Source organism: Sphingobium sp. B11D3D (assembly GCF_025961755.1).
In the GTDB taxonomy this organism is placed as follows: Bacteria; Pseudomonadota; Alphaproteobacteria; order Sphingomonadales; family Sphingomonadaceae; genus Sphingobium.
In genome coordinates this window covers 251,869-270,096 of the sequence record NZ_JAOQOG010000001.1, presented here as the reverse complement: position 1 = coordinate 270,096, position 18,228 = coordinate 251,869, and the positions used below count along the sequence as shown (strand labels likewise).

15 protein-coding genes and 1 tRNA gene are annotated in these 18,228 nt (G+C 65.3%); 5 read left to right on the top strand and 11 right to left on the bottom strand.

The genetic code is table 11. From position 1 onward, the window contains the following. Positions 1-6: 6 nt before the first annotated feature. Positions 7-600: an imidazoleglycerol-phosphate dehydratase HisB gene (gene hisB / locus M2334_RS01305; RefSeq protein ID WP_264577112.1), complete on the bottom strand. Its 594-nt coding sequence runs from the start codon at positions 598-600 to the stop codon at positions 7-9. Between the two features lie 109 nt (positions 601-709). On the opposite strand from hisB, the gene M2334_RS01300 reads away from it, so the two are divergent. Beyond that, a complete protein-coding gene (locus tag M2334_RS01300) occupies positions 710-1,189 on the top strand; it encodes an SspB family protein (RefSeq protein WP_181561177.1) in 480 nt (159 codons plus the stop codon). A gap of 35 nt (positions 1,190-1,224) precedes the next feature. On the opposite strand, the gene M2334_RS01295 is transcribed toward M2334_RS01300, so the two are convergent. The 5 genes from M2334_RS01295 to M2334_RS01275 all read right to left on the bottom strand — a co-directional run bounded on the left by M2334_RS01295 (position 1,225) and on the right by M2334_RS01275 (position 4,575). Then, positions 1,225-2,520, bottom strand: coding sequence for a YceI family protein (locus M2334_RS01295; RefSeq protein ID WP_264604602.1), 1,296 nt, complete (start codon positions 2,518-2,520; stop codon positions 1,225-1,227). Between the two features lie 299 nt (positions 2,521-2,819). Next, on the bottom strand, positions 2,820-3,131 hold the full coding sequence (locus M2334_RS01290) for a hypothetical protein (protein ID WP_264604601.1): 312 nt from the start codon (positions 3,129-3,131) through the stop codon (positions 2,820-2,822). 312 nt (positions 3,132-3,443) lie between these two features. Continuing rightward, on the bottom strand, positions 3,444-3,740 hold the full coding sequence (locus M2334_RS01285; RefSeq protein WP_264604600.1) for a hypothetical protein: 297 nt from the start codon (positions 3,738-3,740) through the stop codon (positions 3,444-3,446). A gap of 11 nt (positions 3,741-3,751) precedes the next feature. Beyond that, positions 3,752-4,255, bottom strand: a complete 504-nt coding sequence (locus M2334_RS01280) for a hypothetical protein (protein ID WP_264593594.1) — start codon at positions 4,253-4,255, stop codon at positions 3,752-3,754. Positions 4,256-4,499: 244 nt separating this feature from the next. Then, positions 4,500-4,575: transfer RNA gene (locus M2334_RS01275), tRNA-Thr, on the bottom strand. A 224-nt stretch (positions 4,576-4,799) separates the two neighbouring features. Here M2334_RS01275 and M2334_RS01270 point away from each other — a divergent pair. After that, positions 4,800-6,122 carry a hypothetical protein gene (locus M2334_RS01270; RefSeq protein WP_264604599.1) on the top strand — a complete coding sequence of 441 codons (1,323 nt, stop codon included), beginning with the start codon at positions 4,800-4,802 and terminating at the stop codon, positions 6,120-6,122. 139 nt (positions 6,123-6,261) lie between these two features. Beyond that, positions 6,262-10,917 (top strand): NAD-glutamate dehydrogenase, encoded by a 4,656-nt coding sequence (locus M2334_RS01265; RefSeq protein WP_413716424.1) that lies wholly within the window; start codon positions 6,262-6,264, stop codon positions 10,915-10,917. Here the strand turns inward: M2334_RS01265 and M2334_RS01260 are convergent. The 5 genes from M2334_RS01260 to M2334_RS01240 all read right to left on the bottom strand — a co-directional run bounded on the left by M2334_RS01260 (position 10,914) and on the right by M2334_RS01240 (position 17,161). Beyond that, a complete protein-coding gene (locus M2334_RS01260; protein WP_264573930.1) occupies positions 10,914-11,621 on the bottom strand; it encodes a peptidylprolyl isomerase in 708 nt (235 codons plus the stop codon). The two genes, M2334_RS01265 and M2334_RS01260, sit on opposite strands and share 4 nt — an antisense overlap. A 132-nt stretch (positions 11,622-11,753) precedes the next feature. Continuing rightward, on the bottom strand, positions 11,754-13,343 hold the full coding sequence (gene purH, locus M2334_RS01255; RefSeq protein ID WP_264573931.1) for a bifunctional phosphoribosylaminoimidazolecarboxamide formyltransferase/IMP cyclohydrolase: 1,590 nt from the start codon (positions 13,341-13,343) through the stop codon (positions 11,754-11,756). Positions 13,344-13,354: 11 nt separating this feature from the next. Then, complete coding sequence (locus M2334_RS01250; protein WP_181561169.1) at positions 13,355-15,112, bottom strand: heparinase II/III family protein; 1,758 nt, start codon at positions 15,110-15,112, stop codon at positions 13,355-13,357. Beyond that, positions 15,109-15,771 carry a ribulose-phosphate 3-epimerase gene (gene rpe / locus M2334_RS01245; protein WP_264604597.1) on the bottom strand — a complete coding sequence of 221 codons (663 nt, stop codon included), beginning with the start codon at positions 15,769-15,771 and terminating at the stop codon, positions 15,109-15,111. Before rpe ends, M2334_RS01250 begins: the two co-directional genes overlap by 4 nt. Positions 15,772-15,850: 79 nt before the next feature. Next, positions 15,851-17,161, bottom strand: a complete 1,311-nt coding sequence (locus M2334_RS01240) for an RsmB/NOP family class I SAM-dependent RNA methyltransferase (protein WP_264593591.1) — start codon at positions 17,159-17,161, stop codon at positions 15,851-15,853. Positions 17,162-17,268: 107 nt separating this feature from the next. On the opposite strand from M2334_RS01240, the gene M2334_RS01235 reads away from it, so the two are divergent. Both M2334_RS01235 and M2334_RS01230 read left to right on the top strand, forming a co-directional pair. After that, positions 17,269-17,433 carry a DUF1674 domain-containing protein gene (locus M2334_RS01235; protein ID WP_264593590.1) on the top strand — a complete coding sequence of 55 codons (165 nt, stop codon included), beginning with the start codon at positions 17,269-17,271 and terminating at the stop codon, positions 17,431-17,433. Between the two features lie 226 nt (positions 17,434-17,659). Continuing rightward, entirely contained in the window at positions 17,660-18,226 is a 567-nt protein-coding gene (locus M2334_RS01230) for a hypothetical protein (protein WP_264593589.1), read from the top strand. The last annotated feature ends 2 nt before the right edge of the window (positions 18,227-18,228 follow it).

Below are 18,228 nucleotides of genomic sequence, written 5' to 3'. Positions count from 1 at the left end.
GGACTGTCAGCCGCCCAGCGTGCCCTTGGTGGAGGGAATCGCATCGCTCTTGCGCGGATCGATCTCCACCGCCTGTCGCAGCGCGCGGGCCAGCGCCTTGAAGCAGCTTTCCACGATGTGGTGATTGTTGCTGCCATAAAGGTTCTCGACATGCAGGGTGATCCCCGCCGACTGCGCGAAGCTCTGGAACCAGTGCTCGATCAGCTCGGTGTCCCACTCGCCCAGCCGGTGCATGGGGATCTCGACCTTCCAGACCAGCCAGGGCCGGCCGGAAATGTCGAGCGCGACGCGGGTCAGCGTCTCGTCCATCGGCGCATGCGCTTCGCCGTAACGGGCAATGCCGCGCTTATCACCGAGCGCCTTGGCGATCGCCTCGCCGACCGCGATGCCGGTATCCTCAGTGGTGTGGTGCTGGTCGATATGCAGATCGCCGACCGCCTTCACGCTCAGATCGATCAGCGAATGGCGCGAGAGCTGCTCCAGCATATGGTCGAGAAACCCGATGCCGGTCGAAATGGAATAAGTGCCGGACCCATCGAGATTGACGCTCACCTCGATATCGGTCTCGCCGGTTTTCCGCCTGATCTCCGCGCTACGCATGGTTGCGGCCTATAACGCGCGCGGCGGACCATGCAATGCGCTTCTCGACCGTTAACGGCTGTAACGCTCTGTGCTTGACCGGCGAGCCCCCCGCGCTAGGACTGTGGCCATGACGGAAGAGCCAGCAGACAGCCTGATTCCCTATGACGAAATCGTGCAGGAGGCGCTGCGTGCGATTCCGGGGCGCGTTTTGCAGGATATTGCGCTGACGGGCGTCCTGCCGGGCAATCATCATTTCTACATCACGTTCAAGACGCAGGCGCCGGGGGTGAGTATCCCCACCTGGCTGGCGGAGCGCTTCCCGGACGAGATGACTATCGTGCTGCAGCACAAATTCTGGGATCTCAAGGTTACCGATACCAGCTTCGAGGTCGGCCTCACCTTCAACCAGGTGCCCGCGCATCTGGTGATCCCGTTCGCGGCGCTGCGCTTCTTCGTGGACCCGGCCGTCAACTTCTCGCTGGAATTCCAGGTGATGGAGAGCGGCGAGGCCGTCGAAACCATGGAGATGGCGGAGAACGATACGCCGGTTGCACAGGCCGAAGACGGCTCCAACGTGGTGACGGTAGACTTCGGCAAGAAGAAGTAAGGGCCAAGCGCGACCCGAGCGCGCCCTGCTCCCGCTTACTCCGCCCGCTTTGCCTGAAAATTGAAGCTGATCGTCACGGCATCCGGAATCGTGCTGGTGTCGGACCATTCTCCGGTTCCAACGCCGAAGGCCGTGCGGTCGATGCGCGTGGTGCCGCGGGCGCGCGCAACCGTTCCGTCGATATCCAGCGTAAAATCGAGCGTTACCGGCTTTTGCTGCCCGTTGAGCGAGAGCGTGCCCGTCGCGCGGTAACGATTGCCGTCGCGATGCGTGATGCGCGTTGCCCGGAACGTCGCGCGCGGATGCGCCGCCACGCCGAAGAACTCGTCACCGCGTAGCATGTCGTCGCGCTGGCTGTCGGCACTGTCGACCGACGCCAGATCGACCGTCACGGCGATGCGCGAGCCGGGCAGATCATCCGGGCTGAACAAAATGTCGGCATCCCAGCGTGAAAAGCCGCCTTCAATGTCGGAGCCGGAATAGGCCGTGTGGAAATTGAGCGTGCCGCCGCGCTGCACCGTCCAGGCGACGGCCTTCTGCGCCTCCGCCTTGGCGGGCTCATCGGCAGGCGCCGCTGCCTGATTGACCGCCACCGCGTCTTCGGCTGCGTTGCTGGCGTTGACAGCAGGGTCACCCGCATTATCCGCGGCCGCCACGTTTGATGCCGAAAGATCGGCATCCGCTTGCGCCGGGGCCTTGCCGCCGAACGGCAGCACCCAGGCCAGTGCAAAGGCCGTCAGCGCGCCCGCGATCGCGAGACCCGCCACCATATTGAGCGCGCCTCGTCTGCCCAAGGCGCTAGGCACCATGCGGCCAAGAATATCCTTGCGCAAAAAGTGGTGCCGCAGTGCTCCCGCGACATGCAGGATCACCAGCCCAGCCAGGAGCCAGCCAAGCAGGCTGTGCACGGCTTCCGCCGGGTCGTGCAGGGCAGCGCTCACAGGCAGATGCGGCCATGGAATGACGCCGAACAGCAATGTCGGCACCTTGATCGCCGAGGTCGAGACGATGATCCAGCCCGTGAGCGGTCCGAGGATCATCACCACATAGAACAGGGCGTGGACACCGCCGGCGAGGGCGGCAAGCAGCAGGCTCGTGTTGAGCGGGCGGGGCCGGGGCACCAGCAGCCGGATCACCAGACGCGCCACGCTGAGCAGCAGGATGCTGATGCCGATCGTCTTGTGAAGCTGATAGGCCGCGAACTGCGGCAGGCCCGCCAGATCCTCCAGCCGCCAACCCAGCGACACCTGAAAGAGCAGCAGGGCAGCCAGCAGCCAATGCAGAATAATCGCGGCAAGCGAATAGCGCGCAGGCGATTGATGCAGGCTCATGTCCGTCGCGTTCCCCCAACACCCAGTCGAATAGAGTGGTGCCGAACCTGCCAGCCGGACAGGCGCTTAGCAAGCGCGCAGGCGAGCGGCGTACCGCTTCGGCGAGGGTAAGCGCTCAAAAGACAAGGAAGTCGGAGCAGCCGCCAGACCGGGGCGACGGCACAACACCCGCCGTTAGGGAAAAACGGTGCCACAGACGACAAAGATGGGCACTCAATTCACGGGGAAGTTTATATTGATAACGCGTCATAGGGCGGCTTCGAAAGGTGGGTGACACGACCGCCGCCTAAATCGGACGTTCAATCCCTCGCGTCGCGGAGCGCTTCCAGTTCGGCCAGCCTCACCGGATCGCCGGCGGCAAGCGTTTCCTCAAGATAGAAGCTATAGGGTATGTCGAGTACCAATTTGCGGGCCTCGCCGCTATATTCTGAGGCGATCACAGGAAATGCATCGACCAGCTCTCGAAGAAAACCTTTGTCCAAATCTTGAAGCCTCGCTGCCATATCCTCCATCATGAGGACAGCTGCATCAGGATCTAGCAAGTCCTCATCAGTCATATTCAAGAACAGAAAAAAATCTGCGATCATTCTCGCGATCTGTTCAACAATCATGGCTTGACCACCCTCACCTTCATGTTGGTTATTTTCATTTTCTTAAACAGCTTGAGCGCAGCAATACCCTGAGCATTTGGAACTTCCCAGGTTCCGATAGAGCGATTATGCGCTAGAGCCTCTGACTGGCGCAATAGCTGGTGATCGCCCGGTTTGCCGACACATCGGGGACCCTGCCCCTAAAGCTGACATCGCTCGCGTGGTTGGTCGCGCTCGCCGGCAAGGCTAAACTGCGGAAACCATCCTTCAGCACGCGATGAAGCACAAAGCCGTCGGCATAGGTGACGCTCAACCCGCCCTGAAACCGGACGTTCAATCCCTCGCGTCGCGGAGCGCTTCCAGTTCGGCCAACCTCACCGGATCACCGGCGGCAAGCGCTTCCTCAAGGTAGAAGCTATAGGGTATGTCGAACACCAATTTTTGGGCCTCGCCGCTATATTCTGAGGCGATCGTAGGAAATGCGTCGACCAGCTCTCGAAGGAAAGCTTTGTCCAAATCTTGAAGCCTCGCTGCCATATCCTCCATCATGAGGACAGCTGCATCAGGATCAAGAACCTCATCATCGGTGAGATCGAGAAACAATATGAAATCAGCGATGATCCGCGCCACCCCTAGCACACTCATGGCTTCACCACCCTCACCTTGATGTTCGTGATCTTCATCTCTTTAAACAGCTTTAGCGCAGCGATTCGCTCGGCTTCAATGGGCACTTCCCAAGTTCCAATGGCGCGATTATGCGCTAGTGCTTCTGACTGTCGCAACAACTGGGCACGCGCCCTGGGACGGTTCACGACCCTGAACTTTCGGTCGATCACATAGTCGCCCTGCACGCCATCAAACTTGACCCGGCGTCCCGAGCCATCCGGCATCGTCCGCATCAACGTGGGCGCCTGACCGGGCCGCGCGCCCGTCGCGGCATCATTATATCGCTTCGCCAGCGTTCCGCGACCGAGGTTTTCCTTAACCCAGCCGATCTGCGGCGGCTCATGAGATGGGCGAGGGACGGTTCCGCGCAGACGGCGTAACGCGGAAACTTTGCCAAGAGCCGCTTGGCGTACAAGACACTGGCCTAGGCCGTTCTCCGCCATAATAATGTCCTGATCCGGCAAAAGTGAACCAGCCATCTTCCGGATCATGCCAAGGATTGAACTTACACTCTATCGCCGTGTTCCCGCAACGAAGGCACTTTGCCCTTGGGCAACCATGCCGAAAGGGCATGTCGCCATCCGTCCTCCGATAACTCGATCATTCGCCCCACCTCCACCTTGAGATGAGAACATTTCAGGAACATTTTCCAGCAAGTCAAGCGGACTGTCGCCAGACCCAGATGCGTGGCGATCAGCTGGGGATATCACCCGTTGGGAAAAATGGTGCCGCTTAGGTGACTCGAACACCTGACCCTCGCATTACGAATGCGATGCTCTACCGGCTGAGCTAAAGCGGCTCCGGCTCGCCGGCAAACCGGCGATCATCATGATGCGTGTCCAGTGCGGCACACGATCATGCAGGCGGGGCGCTTATCAGCGTGTGCCGGGCATGGCAAGCGCCGATCGCGTTTTCGCCTGTGGTATCGCGCGGGCCGGCGGCGATATTTGGTGCCTTTACCGGGCCTTTACCCTTCATGGCGCAGGGTTCGCCCCTTGCACGCGACCACAGGCGAATCCTCGAATGGACGTACATCACAGCCAGGCCGACGCGGTCACCACGCTGGACGAAGCCATGGATGCCCCTCCGCTCGTCCGCTTCGACGAGCGGCGCATGCACATCCGCGCCTATAATTACTGGTCTTCGCTGCTGCGCGATCGTTCGCTGCCGAGCATCGAGGATCTCAATCCCGAGGAACTTCAGGATTTCGGTTCGCACAGCGTGCTGCTGGACTTCACGGCGGGCGTCGAGGATCCGACCATTGCCTTCATCGGCCCCGCTCTGGCCGCGCAGTGCGATATCGACACCTCCGTACGCCGGGCCAGCCAGGTGCCGGCGCGCACATTGCTCTCCCGCCTGACCGACCATTATCTGCAGATCGTGGCCAACGCCGCGCCGATCGGGTTCGAGGCGGAGTTCACCAACCAGCGCGGCACCGAGGTCATGTATCGCGGCATCATGATGCCCTTCTCGACCCGCGACGACGCGATCGACTTCGTCTACGGCGTGATCAACTGGAAAGAGGTCGCGACGGATGCGCTGACCGAAAGCATCATCGCGCAGGCCGAGGCCGCCTCTCCGGTGCGTGTGAGGACGACCGACGCCACCGCCATCTGGGCCGATGGCCCCTCCGCGCAGACGATCGCGGCTGCGTCCGTGACCGATTTCGCCGAAGACGTGCCGACCGACGATGCGCTGGACCTGACCGGCGAGACGATCACCCTGCCGGACCACGACACGGCCTTGGCGGACATGCTGGCCCTGGCGCGCGATGCCGCCATGGCGGCCCATGCCCAGGAGGGGCGGACACGCCACGCGCTCTACCGGGCGGTCGGGCTCGCGCATGCGCTGGCGCAGGTCGCCGCCGTCCGGACGGAGGATTATGCCGCGCTGCTCGCCGACTCCGGCATAGCCGTGCAGCCCCGCAGCCCGCTGACCGCGCTGGTAAAGCTGGTCTTCGGCACACACTATGACAAGACACGCTTGGCCGAGTTCGTCTGCGCCATCCAGTTCGCGCTCGACGCGCGGATGCAGCCGGGCGCCCTGATCGCGCATCTTCATGCCACGGTGGGCGGCCTCAAGGGCGTGGTGGCGCAGGTCCGCGCGGCGCGCCGCAACGAAGCTCCCAAAGAGCCGCACAAGGCCGTCGCGCGCTCCCGCCGGGTGCTGAAGCATGCCCCTGCCCTCCCCGCCGATCAATTGGCCATGGACGGCGAAGGGCTGGCCGTGGTGATCATGCGGCGAGAGGCCGATGGCTCACTTGCCATGGTCGCAGCGCTCGACGGCGCCGACCAGCTGGCCGAACGGGTTCTGACGAAAGCAGCCAAGGCCCTTCCGGCATCCTGAGCAGGCGCGGAGCATAAGCAGGCCGTGCAATGGTCCGGTTGCGGACCCTGCCGGCGGGGTTTAACCACACAGGCCCGACACTGCTTCCACAGATGTGCGTTAGGCAGACAAGGGCCGGCACAAGTGGAAGAGGATGTCCATGACCATCAAGACCAATCGCGACGACGCGCTGACAGCAGCCATCGCGGAGGCACTGGCCAAGGGCGTGCTCGAAAGCGAGCAGCAATCGCCCCAACCGGACCAATGGAGCGACGCGGCGCGCTTCGTGCTGGAAGCCGCCGCAATGCGCAAGGATGGCGAGAGCGCCATCCTCATCGACAGCCTGACCGATGAGCGCAGTGCCGGCGCCGCGAGCCGGCGGCAGCGCATCGCCATCATCAACGCCGACATGCCCTTTCTTGTCGACAGCATCGGCAATTGCCTGAGCCAGGCCGATCTGGTGATCCACGTGCTCGCCCACCCGATTCTCCCGGTGCGGCGTAACGAGGACGGCGGGTTGCTGGCCATTGGCGATGAGGACGGCGCCGTCCGCGAATCGCTGATTTATATCGAGACCGACCGCATCGACGCGCGCGGTCGGCGGGAGCTTTGTCGGGCGCTGGAGGAAACCCTGTGCCACGTCCGCGCGGCGGTGAGCGACTGGCGGGCGATGATCGACGCGCTCAATGGCGATGCCAATCGCCTGGGCGCCGGCGAAGGCGGCGACTTTCTGCGCTGGCTGCTCAAGGGCAATCTCACCCAATTGGGGCACGAGCTTTGGACGCCGAATGCCCAGCCAAGCCGGCGCAAGGGCATTTGCCGGGCTGCCGAAAGCCCCGTGCTTTCGGACCAGTCCGCCGCTGCCGCCCTGGCCTGGTTCGAGTCTGGCCATGCCGGGCCACTGATCCTCAAATCCAACATGATGGCCAAGGTCCATCGCCATGTGCTGATCGACCTGTTCCTCGTGCCGGTGCGGGAAGAGGGCAAGATCACCGCCATTTCCATCCATGCCGGCCTGTGGACGAGCGCAGCGCTCGCCACCGCGCCGGAGGATGTGCCCATCCTGCGCGACACACTTTCGGGATTGATGGCGCGGTTCGGCTACAATCCCTCCGGTCATGCCGGCAAATCGCTGGTGCACGCCCTCACCGCCCTGCCGCACGACCTGATGCTGGCGTTCAGCGCGCAGGACCGTGATCGCATCACGCTCACCGCCATGTCGCTGGCCGACCGGCCCCGCCCCAAGCTGGAGCTGGTGAGCGATGTGCTGGGGCGGCATCTCTTCGCCTTCGTCTGGATGATGCGCGACGACCTCTCGACCAGCCGCCGCGAAGGTATCTCCGCGCTGATCGCCTCGGCGGCGCACGCCAGCCTGCTCGGCTGGTCCATCGCGCTGGAGGAAAGCGGGCTGGCGCTGGTGCGCTTCACCTTCGACCTGCGTGATGAAGGACAGGTGCCCGATGCCGAGGCGCTGGACCTGCAGATCGCGCAACTGCTGCGCGGCTGGACCCCCGCCGTGGAACAGGGCCTGATCGAGCTTGGCGAAAGCTCACGCGCCGCCGTGCTCGCCCAGCGTTATGCGCCCACCTTCCCGATGTCCTACCGGGAAAGCGCCGGGCCGGACGAAGCCGCCCGGGACGTGCTGGCGCTGCACCAGCTCACCGGCCCCGATGATCGCAGCGTGCGCTTCTACCGCATCGCGCAGGATGGCGACCACCAGCTGCGCGTGAAGATCTATTCGCTTGAACCGCTCGTTCTGTCCGAAGCGGTGCCGGCGTTCGAGAATTTCGGCTTCCGGGTGCTGGAGGAGCGCAGCACCAGCGCGGGCTCGGAGGGGTCGCTCGGCCATATCCAGCGCTTCACCCTCGAGCGGCAGGATGGCGGCCCGGCCGCCGAGGTACTGGACCGCGCGGCAATTGTCAGCGAGGCGCTCGATGCCGTGCTGGAGGGCCGGGCGGAGAATGATCGCTTTGCCGAACTCATCGTCACGGCGCAGCTGGGGCCGCGCGACATCGTCTTCCTGCGCGCCATCTTCCGCTATCTGCGCCAGACCGGCCTTGCCTACGGCCTTTTGACCGTCGTCGAAACACTGCGGCGCGAGGCGCATATCGCCCGCCAGATCGTGGACCTGTTCTTCGCGCTGCACGATCCCGCGCGCGGCAAGGATGCTGACGACGCCGCGACGATCAATGCCGCCATCGACACCGCACTCGAAGGCGTCAAGGGCCTCGATGAAGACCGCATCCTGCGGCTCTACCGTGCGGTGGTCAACGCCACGCTGCGGACCAATGCCTTCACCCCGGCCGCGCAGGAGGCGCTGGCCTTCAAGCTGGATAGCGCGCTGGTGCCCGGCCTGCCTAAACCGCTGCCATGGCGCGAGATCTGGGTCTATTCGCCGCGCGTCGAAGGCATCCACCTGCGCACCGGGCGCATCGCCCGCGGCGGGCTGCGCTGGTCCGACCGGCGCGACGACTTCCGCACCGAAATCCTGGGGCTGATGAAAGCCCAGCGGGTGAAGAATGCGGTGATCGTGCCGACTGGCGCCAAGGGCGGCTTCTACCCCAAGATGCTGCCCAACCCGGCAAGCGACCGCGATGCGTGGCTGGCCGAAGGCACCGAGAGCTACCGCGTGTTCATCCGGGCGCTGCTCTCCGTCACCGACAATATCGTCAAGGGCAAGACCGTGCACCCAAAGGGCATGGTCATCCGCGACGGCGCCGACCCCTATTTCGTGGTGGCGGCCGACAAGGGCACGGCGAGTTTCTCGGACGTCGCCAATGCCATCGCCATCGATCATGATTTCTGGCTAGGCGATGCGTTCGCCAGCGGCGGCTCCAACGGCTATGACCACAAGGCGATGGGCATCACCGCGCGCGGAGCGTGGATCAGCGTCCAGCGCCATTTCGCGGAAATGGGCGTCGACCTTCAGAAGAACCCGGTGCGGGTGATCGGCGTGGGCGACATGTCCGGCGACGTGTTCGGCAACGGCATGCTGCTCAGCAAGAGCATCCGCCTGGTCGCGGCGTTCGACCACCGCCATATCTTCATCGATCCCGACCCCGATGCATCCGCCAGTTGGAAGGAGCGCCAGCGCCTGTTCAAGCTGCCGCGCTCAAGCTGGGCGGATTACAAGGAAAGCCTCATCAGCGAAGGCGGCGGCGTGTTCGCCCGCAGCGAAAAGAGCATCCCGCTCAGCCCGCAGATGCAGGCGTTGGTCGGCACCGACCAGACGGCCATGGAGCCGGCGGCGCTGATTTCGGCGCTGCTGCGCACGGAGACCGATCTGCTCTGGTTCGGCGGCATCGGCACCTACATCAAGGCCGCCAACCAGAACAACGCCGAGGTCGGCGACACCGCGAACGACCGTCTGCGCGTGGATGGCGAGGACGTGCGCGCCAAGGTAATCGGCGAGGGCGCCAATCTGGGCGTCACCCAGGCCGGGCGCATCGCCTATGCGCTCAAGGGCGGCCGGATCAATACCGACTTCATCGACAATAGCGCGGGCGTCGATTGCTCCGATAATGAAGTGAACATCAAGATCGCGCTCAACAAGGAGGTCGCCGAAGGGCGGCTTGCGCAGGAGGCGCGCAATGACCTGCTGCGGGCCATGACCGATGAGGTCGCCGCCATCGTTCTGGAAGATAACCGCCTGCAGGCACTCGGCCTCTCCATTGCGGAGCAGGGGGGGAGCGCAGACCTCGCCTCCTATGTCCACCTGATCCACACGCTGGAGGATGGCGGGCATCTCGACCGCAAGGTGGAAGGTCTTGCCCCGGACGAGGAGCTGATGCGCCGCGCCAGCGAAGGGTTGGGGCTGACAAGGCCGGAACTGGCCGTGCTCTTCTCAACCGCGAAGCTGACGCTGCAGGACGCCATCGAGAAGAGCGACCTCGCCCGCGATCCCGCACTGGAAAGCGACCTGATCGGCGCCTTCCCGCCCCTGATGCAGCAACGCGAGGGGGATGCGATTGCCGCCCACCAGCTGCGCGACGAGATCATCGCCACCAAGATCGCCAACCGCATCGTCAATCGCCTCGGCGTGATCCTGCCCTTTGCCCTCACCGAGGAAGCCAGTTGCTCGCTCGATGAAATCGCCCATGCCTTCGTGATCGCCGAGCGCCTGTTCGGCGTGCGGCAGCTCTGGGACGATATCGACAGCGCCGATCTCTCCGAGCAGGCGCGGCTCGCCCTCTACCGCAGCGTCGCCAACGCGATGGCAGGCCATATCGGCGATGCGCACCGCTCCTTGCCGACCGGCATCGCGCCGCACAAAGCCATAGCGATGCTCGATGGCGCCATCGACACGCTCAAGACCAAGGTCGACAGTCTGCTGCAGCCCGAGCCGCTCAAGGCCGCCGAAGCCATGAGAGCCATGCTCACCAGCCTTGGCGTGCCGGATGCGCTGGCCGAACGGACCGTGATGCTGGTGAAGATGGATGGCGCCATCGGCCTTGCCCTGCTCGCGCAGAATGGGCCGCAGGACGCGCTGAGCGTTGCCGCCGCCTTCACGCGGCTGGGCAGCCTGCTCGGTATCGACTGGCTCCAGGCCCTCGCCGCCCAGATGACGCCGAGCGACCCGTGGGAGCGCTTGCTGGTCGCCGGCAGCGCGCGGGAATTGCAGCAGATGCGGCTCGGCTTCCTGGCCCGCGCCGGCGCGAAGACGAGCGAGGAGCATCTCGATCGCTGGCTCGCGGAGAACAAGGTTGCGGTGGAGAAGTTCACGGACTTCATTGCGCGCGCCCGGCAGGCCCCGGCACCCTCTGCCGCTATGGTCGCAGAACTGACCGGACAGGCCCGAACGCTGCTCAGCCGCTAGCGAACCGCGCCGCGCGGGCTCACCAGCCAGGGCTTCACCACGCCGCTCGGCTTGGCCGTGCCATCAAGCCGCACGGCGCGCTTGATCGTGACGCGGTCCTTGATCATCTGGCCGAACATCACGCCGCGCCCGCAGCAGGTGTCGCGCGCCATGATGCGCCTGACCACATCCATGCCCGCGACCACCTGGCCGAAGGCGGCATAGCCCGCATAGCCCGGCCTTGCATCGAGCGTGGGGTTGGCGCCGACCTGAATGGAGAAGTTGCCGGTACCCGAATTCGGCTCCTTGTGGCGCGCCATGGAAATAGTGCCATCGAGATGCTTGAGGCCGGTCTGATCGGTCGGCTCCAGCTCCACAGTGGGGAAGTAGACCCGCCGCGCCTCGGTATCGATCCCGCCCTGGACGAAGCCCGACTTGGGATCGTTCTTGCGGCGGAAGGCGCGGTAGAAGCTCGTCCCGTCCAGCCGGCCATCATCCACATAGATCATGAAATTGGCGACTGTCTTGGGCGCGCGGCGGGCGTTCAAAGCGAGCACGATGTTGCCCATGTCCGTCTCCAGCCGCACGCGGATGAAGCCCGGCGTCGGCTTCGTCGCGCTTTGCGCAAGCACCGGGCCGGGCAGCGCAACCAGCAGCAGGGTGAAGAGAGCGAGGAAGATGAGGTTCAGGCGCAGGACGGGGACAGGCTGAAGAAACAAGAGCATCGATCCGGGCAGTGGCAGGGCGGGCGAAGCCGCACCATGTCACATCGCGGCGCCCGGCATCAACCCGCCGGCGCGCAGAACCGGGCGGACCGAGGCGCGCTCCGGCTGCATGCCTACGTCTGCCGGCACAGCTTAGTGGCGGAAGTGACGCATCCCGGTGAAGACCATCGCCAGCCCGGCCTCATCCGCCGCCGCGATCACCGCGTCGTCGCCCAGCGACCCGCCCGGCTGGATCACCGCGCGTGCGCCAGCCTCGGCCGCTGCGAGCAGGCCGTCGGAGAAGGGGAAGAAGGCATCGGACGCTACGGCGCTACCGACGGTGCGCGGCTCGCTCCAGCCCGCAGCCTCGGCCGCCTCGCGCGCGCGGATGGCCGCGATGCGGGAGGAATCGCGCCGGTTCATCTGCCCGGCACCGATGCCCGCCGTCACACCATTCTTAGCATAGACGATGGCATTGGAGCGGACATGCTTGGCGACGGTCCAGGCGAACAGGCAGTCGGTCAGTTCCTGATCGGTCGGCGCCCGCTTGGTCACCACCTTGAGGTCATCGCGGCTGATGCGGCCATTGTCGCGCGTCTGCACCAACATGCCGCCCGCAATGGACTTCATCGTCATGCCCGCGCGCGCCGGATCGGGCAGCGGGCCGGTGAGGATGAGCCGCAAATTCTTCTTCTTCGCGAACACGGCCCGCGCCGCATCATCGGCATCCGGCGCGCAGACGACTTCAGTGAAAATCTCGGTGATTGCTTCTGCCGTCGGCCCGTCGAGCGGCCGGTTGACTGCAATGATGCCGCCAAAGGCCGACACGGTGTCGCACTGGAAGGCGGCGCGATAGGCGTCGATCAGCGTCTCGCCGGTCGCGACGCCGCAGGGATTGGCGTGCTTGATGATGACCACCGTGGGCGGCCCGTCGCGGAACTCGCTGACCAGCTCCATCGCCGCATCGGCATCGGCCAGATTATTGTAGCTCAGCTCCTTGCCCTGCACCTGCCGGTGATCGGCAAGGCCGCCCTCGGGCGCGAAGGCCGGCAGATACAGCGCGGCCTGCTGGTGCGGGTTTTCACCATAACGCAGCGACTGGCCGAGACGCAGCGGCACCGCCATGCGGGGCGCGAACGGCTCGCCCTGATCCACCGTGGCGAACCAGCTGGCAATCATGGCATCATATTCCGCCGTCGCGGCATAGGCCTTGGCGGCGCAGAGGCGCCGGAAATCATAACTGGTCGCGCCGCCCTTCTCGTCCATCTCGTCCATCAGACGCGCATAATCGGCCGGATCGGTGAGGATCGTCACGCTGGCGTGGTTCTTGGCCGCAGAGCGGACCATCGAGGGACCGCCGATATCGATATTCTCGATCACCTCGTCGCGGTCCGCGCCCTTGGCGACGGTGGCGGCGAAGGGATAGAGATTGACCACGACGAGATCGATCGCACCGATCTCATGCGCCTCCATCGCCGCGACATGTTCGGCATTGTCGCGCACCGCGAGCAGGCCGCCATGCACCTTGGGGTGCAGCGTCTTGACGCGCCCGTCCATCATCTCGGGAAAACCGGTGAGGTCCGAAATATCCTGCACCTCGAGCCCCGCCTCGCGCAGCGCCTTGGCCGTGCCGCCGGTGGAAACCAGCTCCACGCCATGGCGCGCCAGCGCGGCACCCAGCTCGAATAGCCCGGTCTTGTCGGACACCGAAAGGAGTGCCCGCCGGATCGTCACATCCTGCATCTGTCTTGTCCTTATCCCGATTTCTTGAGCAGCCAGCCGATGCTTGTTCCGCCCGGCCCCGTGGTGGCGCTCACCACGAGTTGCTGCGTGGGGTGGGGCCTGCCTTCGCCGTCCACCCAGAGGCTTTCTTCCACTGCGAGTTCCCCGGCGCCGACCCGGAACTGCCACAAGGCACCGCTGGGCAGACGCAGCAACGCGCCCTGCCGGTCAGCGGTCAACGTCGGCTCGATATCGGGGCCAAGATGGAAGCGGATGGCGAGCGGGCAGCTGACCGGCTTGCGGCGGCGGCTGCCGGGCAGCAGCACGTCCTCACCGCGCAGTTCCCGCCCTTCATGCGTGAGAACCAGCGTGCGCCGATGCAAATGGCCAAGGCGCCGCGCATAGCCATCATGCGCAATTTCGAGCCGGCTGCCCTGCTCATGCTCCTGCCGATCCAGCTCGACTTCGCTCACGCCCTTGCCGAGCGCGCCATCGGGGAGGATCGCGGTGGAATTGGTATCGTCCAGCACCAGCGTCGAATGCGCCGCCGTTGTGCGCAGGCCCTGGGTCAGATCAGCCGGGAGAGACGCGCCCGCCAGTGCCGCGCCGCCGCAATTGACGATGAGCCGCACCGGCCCATCCGACACTTCCAGCGCTGTCGTCGAGGCGCAGCCATTGGAGGCCAGCCGGGCCACCGGCGGCGGGGCCGCATCGACCTGAACGACAGTCGTGCCGCCGCTCAGCCGCTGATAACCCCAGTCGCGTGCCTGCCGCAGCGGCCGGGCGCGAATCCCGGAGGCCGCGACGATAGCTGTGATCCGTGCGGGATCGAGCGGCGCCCCGCCCTGCCAGCTTCCCGGCGCGCCATCGCCATGCAATATGCCGAGCAGGGCAGCGACGATGCGCTCCATCGTTTCAGCCAGCCAGGCCGGCAGGTCGGCACGGCGCACGTCGTAGACGGCGCGCAGCATCGCCAGCAGCGTGATCGCCTCGACCTGCTCCAGCGGCGAGCGGGAAATGATGCCGCCATCGCTCGAAAAGCCCGTCTCCAGCGCCCGCCGCAGCCCGGCCTCGCCAAATATCCTTCGCGGATCGCCACCGGGCAGCAACAGGCCAGCCGCAACGATGCCGGTCCAGGCGATCACGCGCGGCAGGCCCAGCGGCGCCTTGTCGGCACCGCGATCGAGATGACGCGCCGTGCGCGCGATGCTGTTGAGCACCAGGCTGCGGTAAACGAGATCGTTGCTGGAGAGGATCAGCGGCGAATAGGCCGTCCAATACAGGATGCGCCAGCCGGCATTATCGGCACGCCAGGCAGGGTCCGTCGGCTTTTCGGCATGGGCGGTCAGCCAGGCCCGCATCTGCGCCTCGGCGACGGGCACCGCATTGTCCCGCGTGGTGGCGGCCGCCAGATCGCGCATCCAGCGGAAACTGTGGAGATAATCCACGAACTCCGCCGGCTGCTCGATGCGGCGCCAGTCCAGCGTGGCCACGGGCTGCTTGAGGCCGCGAAACAGGAAATAGCCCGCCCGCAGCGCCTTGCCCGCCCGCGCGTCGCCCGGAATGCCGTCATCCGGCACGGCGAGCAGCTTGAGCGGATATTTGCCCTTGAGCCGCATATTGTGGAATGGCGTCGCCCAGCTCAGGCGATAGAAATGATTGGCGAGTCGCTCGGTCAGCGACACACCGCGATCATCCGAGACGCGAATCAGCCGCTTGCCCCGCTCAATACCGTCTTCCACCGGCGGTTCCGGGGGCGGCGTAGGCGTGGGGAGCGGCCGGGCGCTCATCCGCCCCTCAGCATCCGGATGTTGTCGGCATAGGATGCTGGTCCGCCCCGGAAGGTCGCGGTGCCCGCCACCAGCACATCGGCCCCCGCCGCAATGACGCGCGGCGCGGTAACGGCATCCACGCCGCCGTCGACTTCCAGCGCGATGTCCTTGCCGGTCTTGTCGATGGCCTTGCGCACAGCCTCAATCTTGCGAAGCTGGCTGTCGATGAAGCTCTGGCCGCCAAAGCCGGGGTTCACGCTCATGATGAGGACCAGATCGATATCCTCGAGCAGATAGTCCAGCATCTTGGCCGGCGTGCCGGGATTGAGCGAAACGCCCGCCTTCTTGCCCAGCGCCTTGATCCGCTGAACCGTGCGGTGAATGTGCGGCCCGGCCTCGGGATGCACGGTCAGGATATCCGCGCCGGCCTCCGCAAACGCATCCAGGAAGCTGTCCACCGGCGAGATCATCAGGTGCACGTCGAGCGGCTTTTGAGTGTGCGGCCGCAGCGCCTTCACGACCATCGGGCCGATGGTGATGTTGGGCACGAAATGCCCGTCCATCACGTCGACATGGATCCAGTCGGCACCTGCCTCATCAACGGCGCGAACCTCCTCGCCCAGGCGCGCGAAGTCAGCGGAGAGGATCGACGGGGAAATACGCACGGATGGCATCATGAATTTCGCTTAACCCTGCGATTCGGACAGTGCAACTGCCACAGGCCGAAAGTTGTGGATGGATTGGGGCCCGCGCGCCCTAAAGCGAGTCAGAGCGGGACAGGCTGGCGATGAAGAAGCCGTCAAGCCCGCCCGCCGGCATCAACGCGCCGGGGAGAAGACGCAGCACATGCCCTTCTGCCACGAGCCCCTCGGGCAGCAAGGCCGTGTCGATCGGCCGTGGCAGCATCTCGGGATGGTTCGCGCGCAGGGTGTCCATCTGCGCCTCGCCCTCCTCGGGCTCCAGCGAACAGGTGGCGTAGACCAGCACGCCACCGGGCTTCAGCCAGCCGCACACACGCGCAACAAGCGCCGCCTGGATTTCGGCCATCTCGGCAATCTGTCGCGGGCCAACGCGGTGCAGCACGTCCGGGTGGCGCCGGAAAATGCCGGTCGCGCTACAGGGCGCATCGAGCAGGATCGCGTCCACCGGCGCGTCCGGCGCCCAGTTGGTGAGGTCGGCGCGCAGCACAGCTGCCTCAAGCCCGGTGCGCGCAAGATTGGCCTGCATCCGCTCCAGCCGGCGCTGGGACTGGTCCACAGCGGTGACAGTCCAGCCCGCAGCCGCAAGCTGCATGGTCTTGCCGCCAGGCGCCGCGCACAGATCGAGCACGGAACGGCCTCCCCCCGCCCCGAGCAGCCGGGCCGGAAGCGAGGCGGCGAGGTCCTGCACCCACCACTGCCCCTCGGCATAGCCGGGCAGGGCTGTTACCTCGCTATCCGCCGGCAAACGGACGTGACCGGGCATAAGTGACACGCCGCCAAGCCGCTCCGTCCATTCATCAGTCGTTCCGGCATCGCGCAATGTGAGATCGAGCGGGGGGCGGTGCGCGATCAGCTGCCGCGCCGCGCCGACGACCTCTTCGCCCCACGCCTCGCCCCAGCGCGCCTCAACTTCGTCCGGCAGGCGAGGCGCCTCGGGGAGGGCCAGCTGGCGCCGGAACAAGGTGCCCAGAACGCCATGAACGAGCTTGCGTGGCCCGCCATCGACCAGCGGCAGGGATGTGGCGATCACGGCGTGAGGCGGCGTTTCAAGGATCAGCGCCTGCGCCAGCGCCAGCCGCAGCACCATGCGCGCTTTCGCGTCCACGGGCAGCGGGCGCGGCGTTGCGCTGTCGATCAGCGCATCCAGCTCCGTCATGTAACGCAGCACGCCAGCCGCGATGCCATGCGCCAGCGCGCGGTCGGGCGGATGACTGATGTTGCGGGCCGCCGCCCCCAGCGCCTGTTCGAGCGGTTGCCCCCGCCGGATCACGGCATCGAGCAGGCTGAGCGCCGCCCGCCGCGCCGGCAGCCCGGCAGGCTGGGCATTTTGAGGGATGTGCTGCGATTTGACGGTTGGGCGGGACATGGCTTGGCCCTATAACAGCTAAAGTCGATACGTGGCCGGGAAATGCCGCTTAAGGCATCATCAGGTCACGGACCGCGTGCCACGGCACGAAAACGGAGCATTAAAGCGTGGGAAAACGCCCCGATCATCTCAAGCCGCCGAGCTACCTTTCGAAAAGCCCGCCGGTGCCCCAGCCGGAGGAAGCCCGGGCGCAGCCGCGCCCCGCTGACGAAGGGCTGGACCCGACGCGCTTCGGCGATTGGGAGCGCAAGGGCATCGCCGTTGATTTCTGAGCGCCGACCCCTGCACGCAATGTTGCATTTTTTTGGCGTTCGCCTTGGTTCAACGCAATTTTCGGATGCACTATCGGCCGCTATCAGTCATATAGTACACTTAACACTCCACAAAGAGAGTGGGACGAAGAGTCGGTTCGCTGGTCTTGGGGCGAGATGCCATTGTGTCTGCTGTGATGATCCCACCATCATGCCGATGCGCGCTGTTGCCTGACGGATGAGCAACATGTCCGATTCCCACCGAACTTCTGCTTCGCCCGGTAACAATGCCGGTGTCGAGCAAGGAACGCCGGTCGGTTCTCCCACGCCGACCGGCGAACCACTTTCAGAAGACCAGCCCGATCTTTTCCCCGGCGCACGACCTGCGACTACGCCTGCCGATGGCGATGCCGCGCTGCTGCAGGCGGTCGGTCGCCTGATTCTCGCCTGGGGCCAGCTTGAGCGCACAACCGCCGATAAGGTTTCCACCATGCGCGAGTCGTTCGGCGATGTGCGCTCCGTGGGTGGCCGAACCCGCCCCACGCTGCAAAAGCTGCTCGCCGAACTGCGCGCGCTGGTCGCCATGCGCGATCGCCACGATCAGGATGCGCTGGCGGTAATCGCCACCATCGATGGCAGCCTCCAGCGCACCGCCCAGTTCCGCCAGCTGATCATCGACGGCGCACAGGGCGCATCCGGCAAGATCCTGAACTGCCGGGATATCAAGAACTGCCCGCTCGAAATCGGCCTGCGGGAAGTCGAGCGGGAAGCCGCCTCGCTCGACCGGATCTGCGCGCAGATCGCGGAAATCTAGGC